The sequence below is a fragment of the Kribbella sp. ALI-6-A genome, from assembly GCF_001984195.1.
Classification (GTDB): domain Bacteria; phylum Actinomycetota; class Actinomycetes; order Propionibacteriales; family Kribbellaceae; genus Kribbella.
Map to the genome: position 1 here is coordinate 1250770 of NZ_MTQN01000011.1, position 19050 is coordinate 1269819.

Below are 19050 nucleotides of genomic sequence, written 5' to 3' on the forward strand. Positions count from 1 at the left end.
GTGACAGTGCAGATCACCCGCGTCAGTTCGCCCGAGCTGTTCGTCGGCAGCGAGGACGACCCGCGCCAGATCCTGCGCGTGGAGCTGGTCCGTTCCAGCGCCGACGGCGCACTCGCCGTCCACGTCGAAGGCGACGGCGTGCGCGGTACGGCGGACCTGCCACCGGGCGAGGGACCAACCCGGATCGAGATCCCGCTGGAGATCGCGGCCGACCTGCGGACGGCCTACGGGACCGAGCTGGCCGCGACCGTGACGATCACGGCCGGCGGGGCGGAAGTCGCTCGTGACGCCGGTGCGGTCGTGGTCGCCGAGCCGGGCTGGACGATGGTGATGGTGTCGCACTTCCACTACGACCCGGTCTGGTGGAACACGCAGGCGGCCTACACGACCAGCTGGGACCTGCAAGGCCCCGACGGCACGACCCGGCCGGTCTACACGCACAACGCGTTCAGCCTGGTCGACGCTCACCTCAAGCTCGCGCTGCGCGACCCGGCGTACTGCTTCGTGCTGGCCGAGCTCGACTACCTGAAGCCCTACTTCGACACCTTCCCCGAGAACCGCGCCGTCCTGCGCCGGCTGATCGCGGAGGGCCGGGTCGAAATCATCGGCGGCACCTACAACGAGCCGAACACGAACCTGACCGGCGCCGAGACGACCATCCGCAACATCGTGTACGGCGTCGGCTACCAGCGCGACATCCTCGGCGGCGATCCGCGCAACGCCTGGCAGCTGGACGTCTTCGGGCACGACCCGCAGTTCCCCGGCTACCTGGCCAAGGCCGGGCTGACCGGATCGGCCTGGGCCCGCGGGCCGTTCCACCAGTGGGGACCGCTGCGCCTGGCCTGGGGCGACCCGAAGGCCACCACGGCGGCGGTGATGCAGTTCCCCAGCGAGTTCGAGTGGATCAGTCCCAGCGGCGACGGCGTGCTCACCCACTACATGCCCGACCACTACGGCCCGGGCTGGGACCTGCAGCACGCGCCGAGCGTCGAGGCCGCGGGCGACACGGCGTACCAGCTGTTCGCGACGCTGAAGACGGTGGCCGCGACGAAGAACACGCTGCTTCCGGTCGGCGGCGACTACACCCCGCCGAACAACTGGATCACCGCGCTGCACCACGACTGGGCCGAGCGCTACGTGTGGCCGAAGTTCGTCTGCGGGACCACGAAGCACTTCATGGACCGGGTCCGCGCCGAGCTGGACGCCGAGGGCCGCCGGCCGTCGCCGCAGTCGCGCGACATGAACCCGATCTACACCGGCAAGGACGTCTCCTACATCGACACCAAGCAGGCCCAGCGGGCCGCCGAGGTCGCCGCCGTCGACGCGGAGAAGCTCGGCACGTACGCCGACCTGCTCGGTCTCGGCCGGTTCGCGGAAGCCTCGCTGGACAAGGCCTGGCGGCAGCTCGCGTACGGCGCGCACCACGACGCGATCACCGGATCGGAGTCGGACCAGGTCTACATCGACCTGGTCACCGGCTGGCGCGAGGCGCACGACCTGGCCGACACGGCCCGGACCGCCGCGCTCGAGGCGTTCGCGGCCCGGATCGACACCAGCGCGTTCGGCAGCACGGCGGTCGTCGTCACCAACACGCTCGGTTTCACGCGCACCGATCTGGTCACGGTGGAGCTGCCCGGACCGGGCGGAGTCGCTGTGCTCGGCCCGGACGGCGAGGTCCTGCCCTCGGTTGTCGAGGGCAACAAACTGACCTTCCTCGCCCGGGACGTCCCCTCGCTCGGCTGGCGCACCTACCAGCTCACCGACGGTACGCCGGGTGCCTGGGGCCCGGCCAACTCCGCCGAGACGGTGGAGAACGAGTACTTCCGGATCACCGTCGACGCCTCCCGGGGCGGCGCGGTCAGCGGCATCGTCGACAAGCGCACCGGACGGCAGGTGCTCAAGGGTCTCGGCAACGAACTGCGGGTCTACCAGGAGTACCCGGACCACCCGCGCTTCGGCGAAGGCCCCTGGCACCTCACGCCGTCCGGCCCGGTGGTCGGCTCGTCGGAGGCGCCGGCGAAGGTGATCACCCAGACCGGACCGCTCGGCAGCCGGGTGATCAGCCGCGGCGAGGTCGACCGGATCGCCTACGAGTCCGTCGTCACGGCGTACGCGGGACTGGACCGGATCGAGTTCTGCACCCGGATCCTCGACCACGCGCAGTCCGACCGGCTGGTCCGGGTGAAGTTCCCGGCCGACGTTCCGGGGGCGCTGCCGGTCAGCGAGGTCGCCGGTGCGGTGGTCGGGCGCGGCTTCGGCCTGATCGACGTGGACAGCGAGCAGGCTCCGTGGACGCTGGACAACCCGGCGAACACCTGGTTCGGGCTCAGCTCGACCGCGCGGATCGAACTGGTGGACACCGACGGCGGATCGGTCGGCACCCGGCCGATGGCCGTCGCGGAGATCGTCGTCCCGGACGAGTCCGACCCGGCCGAGGTCCGCGACCTCGTCGTGGCGCTGGCCCGCGTCGGGGTCACCGCCACCACCTCCCGCGCGAGCGGCTCCCGCTACGGCAGTCTGCAGGTCGACTCCAACCTTCCCGATCTGCGCATCCTCGTCGGCTCGGCGGCGGCGCTGCTCGATGCTCCAGGCAACGAAGTTACGGCCTTCTACGTGCCGCCCCGGACGGCATTGGCCGACGTCTGGCAGCCGAACGCGGACGTGCGGGACGTGCGGGCGATCCCCGCGCTCGTGCTGCCCACCCAGGACGCCGTCGCGGCCGCCATCGCGGAACTCGGCCAGGCCCGGATCACCGCGACCGTGGCGGGCGACGGGGTGATCGAGGACTTCACCGACGCGACCGTCGCGCTGCTGACTTACGGCCTGCCCGGTTTCGCCGTGGACGCGACCGGCGCGCTGCATGCCTCGCTCATGCGGTCCTGCACCGGCTGGCCGGCCGGAATCTGGATCGACCCGCCCCGGCGTTCGGCGCCGGACGGATCGTCGTTCCAGCTCCAGCACTGGACCCATGAGTTCCGCTACGCGCTGACCGCCGGTGACGGCGACTGGCGTGCGCTCCAGTTGCCGGCGCGCGGTCAGGAGTTCTCCTCGCCGTTGCTGGCAGCAACTACCACCGGCCACACCGGACCGTTGCCCGCGAGTCATTCGCTGCTCAGGGTCACCCCTGAGCGCGACGTCCTGATCTCCACCGTCAAGCCGGCCGGCAATCCGATCGCACACGGTTCCGGTCGTCCCGCCGACCCGCGCGAAGGTGTCACGCTCCGCCTCGTCGAGGCGACCGGTCTCGGCGCGACGGCGACCGTCACTTCTGCCCTGCCGATCACTGCGGCGACCCAGGCCGATCTGCTGGAGCACCGCGGCGCCGCGCTCGACGTTGCCGACGGCACCCTCACGGTCGACCTGACCGGTTCCGCGGTCGACACCTACGTCCTCGACCTCGAGCACGAAGCCGCGGCAGGCTCCAGCGTGCTCGGACAGGCCGCGGAGATCGCGCAACCGTCGTACTCGCGGTACTGGCTGCACAACCGGGGTCCTGCGCAGATGGGCTTCCTTCCGGTCAGCCTGTCGGTCTCCCCCACCGTCGCGCGGACCGCCGGCTCGAAGTTCGAGGTCTCGATGGTGGTCGCCAACCAGTACGCCGACGCGGTCGCGGTCGGCGTGCTGTCTCTCGACCTGCCGGAGGGCTGGACGACCGACCAGCCGGACCGCACGCTGCGGCTCGAGCCGGGCGGCTATGTCCGTCATCTCGCCTACGTTCACCCACCCGCGGACTGCGAGCCAGGCCAGTACTTCGTCGCTGCCCGGGTCGACACCGCTACGGATCACCTGGCCGGTGGAGCGGGAGTGCGGTCGGTCGAGGACGTCGTCACCGTCTTCGTCGGGGAGAGCCCTGAGCTGACCGCGACGCTGGGCTTCGCCATGGCGCCGGCCGAACCGCCGAGCCCCAACGCCGGAGCGGCCGAAGGCGAGCCGGGGCGCCCGACCGGATTGACCGTCACGCCGGCCACGCAGGATCTGCGGCTCGACCCTGGTTCGACGGCGACGCTGGAGCTGGTCTTCGCGAACGACACCTCGGCCGAGATCCGCGCCGAGCTGCAGCTGGCGTCGCCGTACGGGACCTGGTCGTGGCTGCCGGAACCGGTCCGCGCGGTCGTCGTACCGGCGAAGACGTCGGTGACCGTCGGTGTACCGGTGGTGGCTCCTGCGGACGCGACCCCGGCGCATGCCTGGGTGCTGCCGAAGGTGATGTGGTTCGGGCGAGCCCAGTACGCGCCGACCGTGCGACTGGAGATCCTGTGACGGCCGCTCTCGCCAGGCCCGCCATCAGCGGGCCCGGGCATTCAGCTGCGCACGATCACGGTCACGGTCACGGGCATTCCGGTGCGCCGATCGCGCCCGACGACGTGATGGCCTACCTGAACGGCCGGCCGATCCCCCGCACGCTGCTGGACGAGCGCCTGGCCGCCCTGCGCTCCGGCGACGCCGCCTGCGTGCTGCCGAAGCCCGGCAGCCGCGAAGCCCGGCAGCTCACCCGGTGGGTGGCCCAGGTGATCATCACCGAGCAGCTGTGCCACGACGAGCTGAGCCGTCGTACCGACGTCATACCGGAGCCTGCTGCTCGCCCCTTGGACGTGTCGGCCGCCATCGCCGTCGGGTCGATCACGGCCGCCGCTCTCGCCGGATCGGAGCCGGTACGCCGGGTTGCCGCGCTGGTGAGCGCCGGCGTGGCGATCCCGCGTGAGCAGCTGGAGTACGCCGCTGACGTCCTCGGTGTGCCGGCGCCGGCCGACCCCGACGTACCGGTGGACCGCTGGCACGCCGAGCTGCTCGACAGTGCCCGGCTGGAGGCGTTCGCCCGCTGGCTGAACCGGGCCATGCACGAACGGGTCCAGCTGGTCCACGGCCTGGAGCACCCCGGCGACAGCAACCAACCTGACAACCTGCACCGGCACTGACGGGGGGATCATGAGCGACGAGTCAGCGACCGTTCTCGGCATCGACATCGGCGGCACCAAGATGGCCGCCGCGCTGGTGGCGGCCGACGGGACGATCCGCACCGAGGACCGGATCCTCACCCCCTCGGGTGACGCCGACCAGGTCTTCGCCGCGCTCGCCGAACTGGTCGCGCGGGTGGTGGACGGCAGTACGCCGATCGCGGTCGGCATCGGCTCGGCCGGGCCGCTCGACCTCACCCACGGTCTCGTCTCCCCGGTGAACATCACCGGCTGGCGGGACTTCCCGCTGGTCGACCGCGTCCGCGCCCTGGTCGGCGACGTACCGGTCGAGCTCGGCGTCGACGGGCACTGCTTCGCGCTCGGCGAGTCCTGGACCGGTGCGGGCCGCGCGGTCGACACACTGCTCGGCATCGTCGTCTCGACCGGCGTCGGCGCCGGGATCGTTGTCGACGGCAAGCCCTTGCTCGGCCAATCCGGCAACGCGGCGCATCTGGGGCACATGGTGGTCGACCTGGACGGCGAGGCGTGCGCCTGCGGCTCGTTCGGCTGCGTCGAGACCTATGCCAGCGGTCCCCGGATGGTCGCCCGGGCCCAGCGGCGCGGCTGGCGCCCCGACCAGCAGGTCGACGCCGCCGTGCTGTCGGCGGACGCCGCGGCCGGCGACGAGATCGCCCTCGCGATCTTCGACGACGGCGCGCAGGCCCTTGCCGCAGGCATCGTCGCGACCGCCGTCACCGTCGATCTCACCACCGTCGTGATCGGTGGCGGTGTCGCGAAGGCCGGCCCGGTCCTGTTCGACCCGGTCGGCCGGTGGGTGAAGCGCCTGGCCCAGCTGCCCTTCGTCACCGCTCTGACCGTCGAGCCCGCCCAGCTCGCCAACGCCGGCCTGCTCGGCGCCGCCCGGCTGGCCTGGGCGGCCGTCTGAGCTGTCGCCCCGGCGGTAATTGAATTCTGTCGGACAGTCCGACGGAACCCGGCGTGACGGTCGCGGCACCGGCTGCAGCCCTAACGCACACAAGTGGCGCGCAGAAACGGATTCCGCGCGCAATTTTGGGCAATTTTTACCCAATGCCGAAAAGTCTGTAACGGCGACCCCGTTCCACCCGATGCAACGGATGGATGGGGTGGGGGCACGTCATCCAAGGGCAGTCAGGGGGGCCTGCATGCCAGGGATTGACCACTTGTGGGTGCGGCGGAGAGGCGACTCTCCGCCACACCCGCGGGAAACGCAGTCGTACGCACGTCCACCAGCGTTGCCCAGGGCAATGCTCGACCCGAGGAACTGGTGTTGATGGACGTTGCCGTACTTGTCGTCTTCGCCTTGTTCTTCACCGCGCTGGTCGTCGTGACCACCAGCGCGCACGGCCGCGTCCGGGCCTCGGTCCGCCGTCCGCGGCTGTTCCAGCTGGTTGTCGTCGGCGCCGCCGCCGCGACGGTTCCGGTCGATGTGTACGCCGTGGTGTACGGCACCGTCGCCGGGACACCGGTCGCCGCGGTCTCCGACCGCCTGCTGCTGCTGAACGTCGCCGCCGCGTGCGGCGTCGCGGCCCTGCACGAGTCCCTCCGGGGACACGCCGTCACCGCCGTACTCGACCCGGACGACCGGTCCGCGTCCGAGGAGCCGGTGCGGATGGGCGTGCTGGGCTGGACCGGCCCACTGATCGCTCTCGTCGCGGTCACCGCCGTGATCGCGCTCGGCTCCCGGGGGAACGGGAACGAGCTCGGCCACGTCGGATCTGTCTGGGCCGTCTACTCGCTGCTCGTCTGCGTGATCAGCGCCTACGCGCTGCTGCGGCGACAAGCGGTGAGTGCGATCGATCCTCGGGAGGGATGAGGATCGACGCGGGTTCTGCACCGCGGACGGTGGGCCGGTGACCGCGGGGAGGGCGGCCACCGGGGAACCACACCCCCGTCCACGGTGCAGAACCGAAGTCCCCGGGTGAAAACCCGCCCGCCGGGAGGACACCGGGCGGGGCTTCGGCGCAGCGGACTGCGCCGAATCGGCGATGGGTTGGCTGGCAGGTCCACCCTCAGGCGAGACTGAGGTGCTGGATGCCTCCAGCCCTTTCCGAGGGCGAGGTGGGCGGAGCCCACGAGCCCGAAGGTCAGGCCTGCAACCACTCCGGCTCGGGAAGACGACGCCGGTCGAGCTTGCCCGCGGCGTCCAGCGGCAGATCCTCGATCGGGATCAGATCCGCCGGCACCAGATAGATCGGCAGTTCCTTGGTGAGCTCCAGCATCAGCCGCGCCAGCACCGCCGGGTCCTCGTCCTCGAGTACGACGTACCCGATCAGGCAGGTGTCGCCGGCCGGATTCACGCACGCCACGACGACCGCGTCGATCACCCCGTCCAGGTCGGCGAGCACGTGCTCGGTCTCCCCCGGCTCGACCCGGTGGCCGCGGATCTTGACCTGGTCGTCGACCCGGCCGAGGTAGTCGAGGGTGCCGTCCGGCCGCCAGCGTCCGAGGTCGCGGGTCCGGTACAGCCGGCTGCCCGGTGTCGACGGATCGGCGACGAACGCCGTCATCGTCTCGTCCGGCCGCCCGACGTACCCCTGGGCCACGGCCACGCCGCCGAGGTGGATCTCGCCGACCGCGCCGACGGGGACCGGCCGTAGCGCCTCGTCCAGCAAGCGAACGACGACCCCGTCGATCGGCCGCCCGATCGACGGCCGGTCGTCGGCCGGGTCGACCTGGTGGATCGTGGTGACGATCGACGCCTCGGTCGGCCCGTACTCGTTGAACAGCACGCAGTCGGGGTGCGCGGCGAGGAAGTCGCGGATCCCGTGCGTCAGCACCATCGCCTCGCCGCCGGCCACGATCTCCCGCAGCGCCGGCAGCTTCGGCATCTCCTCCATCGTCGCGAGCAGCGCGGTCAGCGGCGTGAACGTCATGAACAGCCGCTCGATGCCGTGCTCGGTCAGCGCCGCGACCACCGCGTCGGGATCGTACCGGTCGTCCTCGCCGATCAGCACCAGCGCGGCGCCGGACGCGAGCGCGGTGAACATCTCCTGTACGTGCACGTCGAACCCGAACGACGTCCACTGCAGCGTGCGCAGCGACGACCGGGTCCGCAGGTAGTGCCGGATCAGGTTCACCGGGCCGCGGTGCGGGACCGCGACGCCCTTAGGGTTGCCGGTCGAGCCCGACGTGTAGATGCAGTAGGCAACGTCGTCGGCCGCGGCGTTGACCGGCGGCGCCTGCCGGGCCCGGACGTCGCCGTCCCCGGACGCGACCGGGACGAGCCGCAGCCCGAGCCGGTCCGCCAGCGCCGCGTCGTCACCGACCAGCGCGACCGCTCCGGCGTCCGCGGTCATGAACGCCCAGCGCGACTCCGGCACACCAGGATCGAGCGGCAGGTACGCCGCGCCGGACTTCAGCACCGCCAGTACGCCGACCACCAGCTCGGCGCCCCGCGCGACTCGGACGGCGACCAGCTGACCGGGCTTCACGCCGAGGTCGACCAGCTGCCACGCGACGGCGTTCGCGCGCCGGTCGAGTTCGGCGTACGAGATCTCGCGGTCGCTCTGGATGAGCGCGATCGCGTCCGGCGTACGGGCGACCTGCTGCTCGAACAACGTGTGCAGGCCGCTCAGCTCGCCGCTGACGACCGCGTTGCGACCGACCCGGCCAATTGGTCCGGTCTCCGGGGCCGCGCCTTCGAGCTCGCGCAGGGCGATGCGGTCGGACTCGATCGGCAGCATCAGGTCGGGCAGCGTCGTCGCCGGCTGGGCGACCGCGCGGCGCAGGACGGCCTCGAGGTAGTCGAGCAGGCGCTTGATCGTCGACTCGTCGAACAGGCCGGCGCGGTAGTCCGCCGTACAGGTGATGCCCTGGGCGTGATTGGCGAGGGTGAGCCGGAGGTCGAGGCCGACCGGCAGCTCGTCGGTGGTCGGTTCGAAGACGACGAGGACCTGGTAGAGCGGGTCCTGCTCGAGTACGGCGAGGTCGGCGCCGGCGTGGTCGAACGCGCCGGTGGTTGCCTCGCGCACCCGTTGCGCCAGCTCGCCGAGGTCGGGTTCGCCGGACAGGTCGATGCGCAACGGCAGCGGCGTCGGCTCCTGGCTGCGCAGCGCGGCGGCGCCGATGGTGATGTCGTCCTGTGCGGCGAACCGGCCCAGCACGGTGCCGACCGCGGCGAGCATCGTCATCAACGGGCTGACCCGTCGCTGGCGGCTGAACGCGAACACGGCCTCGCCGAGGCCTGCGTCCACCTCGTGCACGAGGACGGCGGTGCCGGCCGCTGCTTCGGGCCTTGCGCGGTCGGCCGGCAGGACCAGTGGCTGGGCGCCGCTGAGGGCGGCCTGCCAGTAGTCGACTGCTGCGCGCTGGCGGGCTCGTTCGGCCTCGGCTTGTTCGGGGTCTTGGGGCGTGGTGGTTCCGGTTGCCTCGTCCAGGACGGATGCGGCGCTTCCTGGCTCGGCTTGATCGAGATGAGTCAGCGGCGGGTTGGCCGGCGCGCCTGGTGCCGCGCCGGTTTGCGTCGGGTCAGAACCCGCGTGCTCGTCGGGCGCATCGTTCTGCGCCGGGCCGCTCCTTGCGGGGCCGCCGCGGTTCGGTCCGCCGGGGTTCGGGCCGCCTCGGAGCGTGCCGCCCTGGTCGGGGCCGTCCTCGTCCGGGCCGGGTTCGTCCTGACCGCGCTGTTGCTGGGCCGGCGGGGCCGGTACCTCGCCCAGCAGCGCCAACTGCTCGTGCATCAGCTTTGTGACGCCCTCGACCAACTGACTCGCGACCCGCAACTGCTGCGACATCAACGCGGCCATGCCCGAGCCCGGCAGATCGGCCTCGCTGGTGGCGGCCGCCGCGGCGTCGACCTTCGCGGCCAGGTCGGCGAGCCCCGACCCGAGCACCGCCAGGGCCGTGCGCGAGCTCGGCTGCTCCTTCTTCGGGTGCTCCGGCAGGACCTTGATCCGCGCCGGCTTCAGCGTGGTCTGCTTGCGCCTCGACGTGAACGCCGACGGCGGGGTCTTCGCCGCGACGGCCGAGGCCAGCTTGTGCGGCGTGATCAGGTCCTCGAACAACGCCTCGGCCTTGACCTCGACGTCGAACTTGCGCTGCACGGCGTCGACCACCCGCTGCATCAGGGCGGCATCCGCGCCGAGCTCGGCGAACGAGTGGTCCACCGTCACGTCGTACGGATCGAGGCCGAGCTGCTCGCTGGTCAGGTCGAGCACCAGATCCAGCGACTCGCGGTACCGCTCGGCGACCACCTCGGGGTCGGCGGCCGCGGCGTACCCGGACTCGTCGGCGCGCTGCTCGGTCGCCTCGGGCTCGCTCTGCGGAGCCTCGTTGCCCAAAGCAACGTTCTGGGCAGACCCTGTCGCCTCCACGTCGACGTGCTCGTCGACCACGGCCGCCGTGTCCGGCACCACGACCCGGTCGACGTCGTCGGCCGGGATCGCGAACGGCGACTCCTCGGTCGTCTCGGGCTCGGGCTCGGTCTGCTCGGTCGCCTTCGGCCGGCTCGGCGGGTCCAGCGGGATCCGCTTGAGCGCACCGCTGGTCCGCTCGACCGGACGCAGGTCGTCGACCGGTTCCGTATCCTCCAGCCGCGCCGCCTTCGCGGCCGCCTCCGCCGAACGAGCGAACGCGTCGACCGGGTAGTGCACCCGCCGGAACGGGTACGTCGGCAGCGGCACGCGGCCACCGTCGGCGTACACCTTGGCCCAGTTGATCTCCGTGCCCTGCAGGTACAGCTCGGCCAGCCCGTTCATCGTCGCCAGCACCGGATCCTGGCCGAGCCGCTGGGCCGGGATCCACGTGCTGTTCGGCGCGATCCGCCGGCCGGCCGGCGACAGTACGGCGTCCGGGCCGAGCTCGAGGAACCGCCGGCACCCGGCCGCGGTCAACGCCTCGACCGCGTCGCCGAACTGCACCGGCTGCCGCAACTGCCCGACCAGGTAGTCCTCGTCGAGCTTCGTCCCGCTCTCCAGCAGATCACCCGACCACGACGACACCATCGGCGTCCGCAGCGGCCGGAGCTTGATCGTGGCAACGAACTCGGCGAAGTCGGACAGGATCGGCTCCACCAGCGAGCTGTGGAACGCGCGATCGACGTCCAGCCGCTGCCAGGACACGTCCAACCGGTCCAGCTGTTCGGCCAGCTGCCCGACGATCACCTCGGACCCGGCCAGTACGAACGACTGCGGACCATTGCCGGCAGCAACTTCCACGCCGGGCGTCTTGGCCAGTTCGCGGACCCGGTCCGCATCGGCGCGTACGGAAACCATTGCTCCCGGCACCGTTCCGCGCTGCATCAGCTGGCCGCGCTTCGCGGTGAGGCGAACGCCGTCAGCGGTCGACAACGCGCCGGCCACGCACAGGGCGGCGTATTCACCGACGCTGTGCCCGACGACCAGCGCGGGCCGGACGCCGAACGACTCCCACAGTCGCGCCAGCGCCAGCTCGAACGCGAAGAGCGCCGGCTGTGCGGTCTCGGTCGGCCAGACGCCTTCGCTCCCGCTCGCGGGAGTGAGCAGGAGGTCGAGCAGGCTGCCGCCGAACTCCTCGGCGTACACCTTGTCGCACTCGTCGAGCACCGAGCGGAACACCGGGAACCGGGCCGCGAGGCCGGCCGCCATTCCGCGTCGCGCGGCGCCTTGGCCGGTGAAGGCGTACCCGAGCGGACCTGGTCCGCCGCGCGGCACCTCCGCCGGGATCGCCGAGCCGAGGGCCTCCGCGAGTTCCTGCTCCGACGAGCCCGCGACCGCGATCCGGTGCCGGTGCGCCGGGCGACCGAGCGCCGCCGTACCGGCCAGGTCGATCAAGCGGTGGCCGGTGCCGATCTCGAGGTCGGCGCGGAACAGTTCGGCCAGCTCGCTCAGGCCGTGCGGGTCGGGCGCGGACAACGCCAGTACGACGGGTCCGTCGTCGCCGCGGCGGATCTGGCGCGGTGCCTCCTCGAGGATCACGTGCGCACTGGTGCCGCGGGCATCGAGTGCGCTGACGCCGGCGCGCAACGGCGTACCGGACTCCCAGGCGCGGACCTCGGTGCCGATCACGAACGGGCCGTTGGCCAGCGGGAGCGCGGGATTGGGCCGGGCGTAGTTGATCGTCGGCACGAGCGTGCGGTGCTGCAGCATCAGGATCGTCTTGATCAACCCGGCCATGCCTGCGGCGCTGGCGAGGTGGCCGATGTTCGGCTTGACCGAGCCGATCGTGCAGAAACCGACCTTGTCGGTGTGCTTGCGCAAAGCGTTGCTCAGGGCACGGAACTCGGCCGCGTCGGCGTCCGCCGTACCGGACGCGCTGGCCTCGACGTAGCTGATCGACTCGGCCGGTACGCCGGACTTCTCCAGCGCCCGCTCGACCAGCTCGACTTGATCGCCTTCACTGACGGCCGAGCCGCGGATCACGGCGTACACGGTGTCGCCGTCGGCGATCGCCTGATCGAGCCGCTTCAGCAGCACGGCCGCGACCCCGTTGCCGCCGACGGTCCCGTCCGCGTCCGCGTCGAACGCCCGGATGTGCCCGGTCGGCGAGAGGATCGACTCCGGGCTGGCGTGGTAACCCGTTGCCTGCGGCACATGAACGGCGGCCGCGCCGGCGAGCGCCAGGTCGGCGTCCCCACTGCGCAGCGCCTGGCACGCCAGATGCACCGCGACCAACGACGAAGACCAAGCAGCTTGTACGCCGATCGCGGGGCCGGTCAGCCCCAGCCGGTAGGCCACGCGGGTCGCGAGGTTCTCCCCCGGCTGCGCGCCTTGGGAGTACAGGTTCATTCCGGACCCGGCGAACACGCCGATCCGGCTGGATGATCCCGCGTGCCCGCCGTGCTCGAGCGCCTGCTGGCAAACCTCCAGGAACAGTCGCTGCGCCGGGTCGGTCAGCTCGGCCTCGCGCGCGCTCAGTCCGAAGAAGGCCGCGTCGAACGACTCCACGTCGTCGAGCGCACCACTTACCGCGACGAGTTCGTCGTCTCCGAATGCTTCGGCGTCGCCGACGCTGCGCAGTTCCTCCGGGGAGAACCGCCGCAGACTCTCGACGCCGTTGACGAGGTTGTCCCAGAACTGGTCGAGTCCTGTTGCCCCGGGCAACCGAGCCGCGAGACCGATCACGGCGATGGGCTCGGCTACTTGGCCGGATGCTGTTCCGCGGCCGGCGTGGGCTGCGCTCCTGGTGCCCTTGACTGCAGGTGCCGGCGCCAGCTCCATCACGGAGACGTCGGTTTGACGGGCTGGGTCTTCACCGACGTGACGTCGAGCCGTGGGCTCTGCCGGTGCCCCCGGCGTACCGGATTCGGCCGCCACGAACGCAGCCTCGTCGGGGCCGGCTGCTACCTCGGCATCCGGCTGCCCAGCCGGCGCGGTAGGCAGAGCAGCCGCAAGCGTCGGCGCCGCCACGAGCGGCGCGGTCACAGCCTCCGCGGTGTCCTTTGCGATGCCTGCGTCTTCCGCGGCGTTGGCCCCGTCCACCTCGTCGGCGGGCTCACCGTCCCCAGCGGACTCATCCACATCGGCAGACGCGACGTCATCTGCAAGCGACTCGTCCTCAGCCTCGGCAGCCACCGCTTCATCAGCGTCACCCGCGGTGGATCGCGGCTCCTCGCCCGACGCAGCGTCCTCGCCTGCCCGCTCTTCGGTCAGATCACCAGCATCGCCCGAGACACTCGGCGTCTGCTCCGACACTGCCTCGCCAACCGTCGGCGACTCCGCTGTGCGCACGCCTTCATCGGTCGCCGCCAAGCTCTGCGCACTCTGCTGGACATCCCCCGCGGCCCGTCGAACGTCTTCCGCCGTCGCCGAAGCATCCGCGTCGGACGGAGTCCCGTCGATGCCCGTCTGATCTTCGTCAGCCGTCTCGACCTCGACCGGCGAATCCTCAGCTGCGGGCGCACTCTCGGCCACTGCCGACCGCGGGTCCTCGACATCCGGTGCGCCGGTACTCGAAGACGCCACAACGTCCGAGCCAGACACGACCTCGCCGGCCGATGCGTCTCCAACCGTTGGGATCTGCTCATCGGCCGCCCGTACGCCGTCCGCTGTCTCTGGAACGTCGTCCGCAACTGCCTCGACCTCAACCGCCGGAACCTCGTCGCTCGCCGCAGACTCAGCGGCCCGCAACTTAGCCGATCGCACATCCTCCGCCTGCGGCGTATCCGCGCCCGCGGCCGGGACGTCGTCCGCGGTCCGTGCGGCGAGATCGTCGCCAGCCGGGGCCTCATCCTCAGCTTGCGAGGCAACTTCACCGCCCGGCCTGTCGCCGTCCAGCGGCGCGACCACACCGCCGTCCGCCGAGCCATCTCCAACAACCTGCTGAGCAATCTCCGCATTCGGCGCGTCGCCGTCCACCATCGGCCGGACCGCATCACCGTCAGCCGGGACGTCATCGACACCCTGCTGGGCGACCTCAGAGTCCGGCCCGTCGGTATCCGCCTCCGACGCGACCACGTCGGCACTCGCCGGATCAACCACCGCAGCCTGCTGAGAATCCTCAGCGCTCGGCCGCGCATCGCCCACCGCCGGGTCAACGTCGGTGGCGACCGGCTCAAGGTCATCGGTGGCTGCTGCTTCGGCGGCGATCGGCCGGTCATCGTCGGCAGTCGGCTGAACGTCCTCCGCGTTCGGGGCAACGTCGGTCGCCCGCACCTCGGACTGTTGCCCGTCGTCCGGCTGCGATGTTTCTGCCGACGAGGCTTCGTCGGTGACAGCGGCCGCTTCGGTGGTTGCGGGCTCGGTAGACCGGTCGTCGGCGTGCGTCGAGGACTCGTCCGCGAGTTCGCGGTCGTCGGCCGAGGGTTCAACCGTCGGCACGTCGCCATCGCCCGACGACTCAACCACCGGTACGTCGGCACCTGCGGAGGGCTCGGTCGCCGTCACGTCGGCCGAGGACTCGGCAGCCAGCGAGTTGCCGTCCGCCGAAGACTCGGCAGTCGGTGCGTCAGCGTCCGCGTCCGCCGAGGACTCGGCCGTCAGTGCGTCCGCAGAACGTTCGGCCGGTGGTGCTTCGGTAGTTGCCGCAGGCACCGTCGGCTGCGAGGCGTCCGGCTGGGGTACATCGCCCGGCGACGGAGCATCGGCGTTGAGCGGTACGTCGGCGTGCGCCGGCAATTCGGCGGATGAACGGTCCGCCGGGCGGACATCTGCAAGCGACGCGGCGTCAGACGGAAGGGAGTCCGCTTGCGACAGTTCGTCGTCCGTCGGCGGGACGGCGTCGATGGACTCGACCGCTTCGGCCGACGAGGTCTCCGACGACAGCACGTCGCGGGTCGACAGGATCTGAGTCGGCTCGTCGTCCGCTTCCTGCACGTCGCCGCTGTCGGCGCGCTGACCGGCGGGAGACTCCAAAGACAGCACGTCACGAGCCGACAGAATCTGAGTCGGCTGCTCGTCATCCTCTTCCCGCGCGTCGCCGGTCGCGGCGTCGTTGTCGGCGAGCGGGGCAACGGCGTCGGAGCGCTGCTCGGTCGCCGACGACTCCGCGGACAGAGTGTCGGCCGACATCGAGGGCTCTTCCGTCAGCACGTTGGCGGGCGACGCAGAGGTGTCGACCTCCGCCTCGTCCGCCGGTGCCCCTTCGGTGGAAAGCGCTGCCGCGGCGACCCGCGCGTCGTCCGCCACTGCCCCGTCGGCGGAAGGCGCCGACTCGGCGATCTGTACCTCGTCCGCCGGTGCCGTGTCGCTCGAAGACGCGGTTTCGGAGACCCGCGCGTCGTCCGTCACTGCCTCGTCGGTGGACGGCACCGACTCGGCGATCTGTACGTCGTCCGTCGGCGCCGTGTCGCTCGAAGACGCGGTTTCGGCGACCCGCGCGTCGTGCGCCGGCGCCGCGTCGGTGGAAGACGCCGGGTCGGAGATCTGCGCGTCAGCAGTCCGGGGGGCGTCGTCGGCTGTGGGGACGCGGTCGGAAACCAGTTCGCCGTCGGTCGTCAGCTGCTCGGCCGTCGATTCCTCAGCCCCGACCACTTCGGCGGGCGACCCCGTCGTACGGGGCGTCGCGGACTGGGGCGCGGCAGCGGGGGCCGCCTCGGGCGAAAGGTCGGTGGACGCCTCGGCCGAGAGAGCTGCGTCCGGCGTCACCTCGGGCGCCCGGTGCTCAGCCGGGGCCTCGTCGGAAGGCACTTCCGCACCCGACACTGCCGCCGAACGCGCATCTGCGGGAGTTGCGTCACCGGCGAGCGAATCGGCCGGAGCCGCCTCGGGTGAGAGGTCCTCGGCGGACGCCTCTGCTGAGAAGTCGTCGGTGGACGCCTCGGGTGGGAGGGCCTCGTCCGGTGGTACTTCGGTCGCAAGGGCTTCGACCGAGGGCGCCTCGTCGGAGACCACGTCAGCACGCGACTCTGCGGACGACAGCGCGTCGGAGGGAGTTGCGTCGGAAGCGAGCGGGTCGGAGGGAGTCGCCTCGAGCAAGAGGTTATCGGTGGACGCCTCGGGCGACGCCGCCTCGGCCGCCGGGCTCTCGGATGGAGCCGCCTCGTCGGAAGCTTCGTCCGCACCCGACTCCGCGGCCGGCTGCGCATCGGCAGGAGATGCGTCGGACACGAGCGCATCGGCGGGCGCCGCCTCGGGCGACCGCGCGTCAGTGGGCGCGGCTTCGGGCGACAGCGCGTCGGTGCGGGCTGCCTCAGACAGAAGATTGTTCGGCGTCGGCGTCGGCGTCGGCGTCTCGGCGGCGGGCTCGTCTACGCCGGACTGCGGAAGCGCGCCGGCGGGGGTCGCGTCTGGCGAGAGCGCGTCGGCTTGGATTTCCTGGGAAGGGCGCGCGTCGGCTGAGGTCGACTCGGAGGACCGCGCGTCGGCTGGGATCGACTCGGACGACAGCGCGTCGGCTGGGGACTCGGAGGACTGTGCTTCGGCTGGGATCGACTCGGACGACAGCGCATCGGCTGGGATCGACTCGGACGACAACGCATCGGCTGGGACCGACTCGGACGACAGCGCGTCCACGGAGGACGACGCGGGCAAGTGTTGATCGACGTCCGTCCCCGACGGCGACGCGTCGAGCTCGTCGGCTTGGACCTCCGACGTCGGCTCGGCAGGAGCAGCCTCCGGATCGCCCGCCAGTTCGTCGTACGACGACTCCTGCGGCAGCTCGTCCATCGCGACCACCGGCGTCGGCTCGGCGGAAGACTGGGGCTCGTCCGCTTCCGCGTACGACGGCTCCCGGTTCGCCCCGAGCGTCGGGCGCTCAGGCGGCTTCGGGATCGAGTCCTTGATCTCGCGCCGCCACGCCAGCCGCACGACCGGGAGCTCCATCGTGCGCTCGGCCGGGTCCTCCTCGAACGTCGGCGGCGCGGTCGCGCTGTCGAGGGCGTCGGCGGCCGGAGCAGCCGGGCGGAGAGGGCGGGACTGGTCGAAGCTGTTCTCGATCCAGCGCTGCTTGAGCAGCGGGCGGAGGATCTTGCCGCCGGGTGTGGTCGGGAACTGGTGGCGCGGGACGGCGACCACCTGGGCGGCCAGGCCCAAACGGTCGAACAGCGCGCGGTTGATGGCCTCGTCGAGGTCGGGGCGGTTCTCCGGTACGGCGGCGTAGAAGATGACCAGGCGGTCGGTGCCGGTGGTGCTGTCGGCGACTCCGCAAGCCGCGATCAAGCCCTCGGGGGCGCCGGGGACGCTGCCCGCGACGGCCTCGATTTCGTGGGCGTAGTGGTTCTCGCCGTTCAGGACGATGCGTTCGCTGTCGCGGCCGGTGATGACGACCTGGCCGCCGGCGATGAACGCCTGGTCGCCGGTCGCCAGCCACTTGCGGGCCGGCCAGTTGCCGACCGGGAACGCGGCGCGGTCGGCCTCGGGGTTGCCGAGGTAGCCGGGGGTGACTCGGGCCGAGGCGACCTGGAGCTGGCCGATCCGGCCTTCGGGCAGGACGGCGCCGTTGGGGCCGACGATGCGGACCGTCGTACCGGGGGCGGGGGCTCCCACTGACACCAGGCTCAGTACGCCGGGGTCGTCGACGCGGGGCTTGCCGGGGCGGGCGACGGCCACCTTGCCGGACGCGGTGGCCTGGTCGACCCATTCGACGACGCCGGTCGGGGGGATCCGGACGCGGTGCACGTTCGGGGTGAGGCCCGGCCGGGCGAAGGTGATGCCGGTGACGGTCTCGGTCATGCCCCACGCGGCGACGAAGGTTTCCGGTACGACGCCGAAGCGGTTGGTCAGGCGCAGGAACTCGCTCATCACCGGCACGGTGATCTGCTCGCCGCCGCTGACCAGGCTGCGCAGGGCGGACAGGTCCCAGTGGCGGTCGGGCTCGCCGGAGATCGCGGTGGTGACGAGCCGGTAGCCGAAGTTCGGCGACCAGGAGTGGTTGACCCGGTGCTGGTCCATCAGGTCGAGCCAGCGCAGCGGGTCGGACAGCACCCAGCCGGTGTTCACGTGAATGTTGGTGCAGCCGGTGAACACGGGCAGCAGGTGGTAGAGCAGGAACGCGCCGCTCTGGTCGAGCGGGAGCCAGTTGAGCGTGACCTGGCCGGGGCGGACCGGCAGCATGGCCGGCGTACCGGCGGCGAACTCGACCAGTCCGCGGTGGGTGAGCTGGGTGATCTTCGGCGTACCGGTGCTGCTGCCGGACGACATCATCAGTACGGCGACGTCGTCCGCGGCCGGGCGGTGGAAGTCGGACGTCGGCTCGTGGCCGGCCAGCGCGTCGGGGTCGAGGACCGGCAGGCCGAGGTCGTCGGGCAGGTCGCTGGGGCGGCCGATCAGCACGGTCCAGCCGAGCAGCTCGGTGACCTTGCGGAGGCGTTCGCGGCCTTCCTCGGAGCGGTCGCCGGCCGGGGACGGGGAGATCAGCAGCGGGCGGATGCCGCCGAGGGTGCAGGCCCAGAACGCGGCGAAGAAGCCGACCGGTTCGGTGCAGTGCACGACGGCGGGGTCGCCGGCGCGGACGCCGTTGGCGCGCAGGCCGGCCAGGATCCGGGCGGCCAGCTCGAGCAGGGTCGGGAAGTCCAGGCGGGTCTCGCGGCCGTCCGGGCCGATCTCGACGACGCCGGCGGTGCCGAAGTCGCGGGCCGCGCGCAGCAGCGCGCTGGGCAGGTCGCGGGGATAGCCGGCCGGGATCATCAGGGCCGGTCCGGTGCTGATCGCCGGCCGGTCCGCGCCGTTCCTCACCACGCCGCGGGCCCGTCGCCGGAGTCGTCCAGTACGCCGTACGCCTGCCGCAGGCCGGCGGTCGGGTGCGGGTCAGGGAAAGCGGAGGA

At 71.8% G+C, this 19050-nt stretch carries 5 protein-coding genes; 4 read left to right on the forward strand and 1 reads right to left on the reverse strand.

The features are described 5' to 3' along the window. The 4 genes from BWI15_RS26385 (at window position 1) to BWI15_RS26400 (ending at window position 6750) form a co-directional block, all read left to right on the forward strand. Window positions 1-4260, forward strand: coding sequence for an NEW3 domain-containing protein (locus BWI15_RS26385; protein WP_077017298.1), 4260 nt, complete (start codon window positions 1-3; stop codon window positions 4258-4260). Further along, the gene (locus BWI15_RS26390) at window positions 4257-4916 is read left to right on the forward strand and encodes a DUF7158 domain-containing protein (protein WP_237771471.1); all 660 of its coding nucleotides are present in this window, start codon (window positions 4257-4259) and stop codon (window positions 4914-4916) included. The genes BWI15_RS26385 and BWI15_RS26390 overlap by 4 nt, the downstream gene beginning before the upstream one ends. A 10-nt stretch (window positions 4917-4926) precedes the next feature. Further along, window positions 4927-5841, forward strand: coding sequence for an ROK family protein (locus tag BWI15_RS26395; protein WP_077017111.1), 915 nt, complete (start codon window positions 4927-4929; stop codon window positions 5839-5841). A 366-nt stretch (window positions 5842-6207) separates the two neighbouring features. Further along, window positions 6208-6750, forward strand: a complete 543-nt coding sequence (locus tag BWI15_RS26400) for a hypothetical protein (protein ID WP_077017112.1) — start codon at window positions 6208-6210, stop codon at window positions 6748-6750. 271 nt (window positions 6751-7021) lie between these two features. On the opposite strand, the gene BWI15_RS26405 is transcribed toward BWI15_RS26400, so the two are convergent. Then, a complete protein-coding gene (locus BWI15_RS26405; protein ID WP_077017113.1) occupies window positions 7022-18964 on the reverse strand; it encodes a hybrid non-ribosomal peptide synthetase/type I polyketide synthase in 11943 nt (3980 codons plus the stop codon). Between the last annotated feature and the right edge of the window lie 86 nt (window positions 18965-19050).

Excerpts from the sequence above, each read along its gene's own strand:
- BWI15_RS26400 (WP_077017112.1), top strand. The coding sequence starts at position 6,208 with ATGGACGTTGCCGTACTTGTCGTCTTCGCCTTGTTCTTCACCGCGCTG.
- BWI15_RS26395 (WP_077017111.1), top strand. The coding sequence starts at position 4,927 with ATGAGCGACGAGTCAGCGACCGTTCTCGGCATCGACATCGGCGGCACC.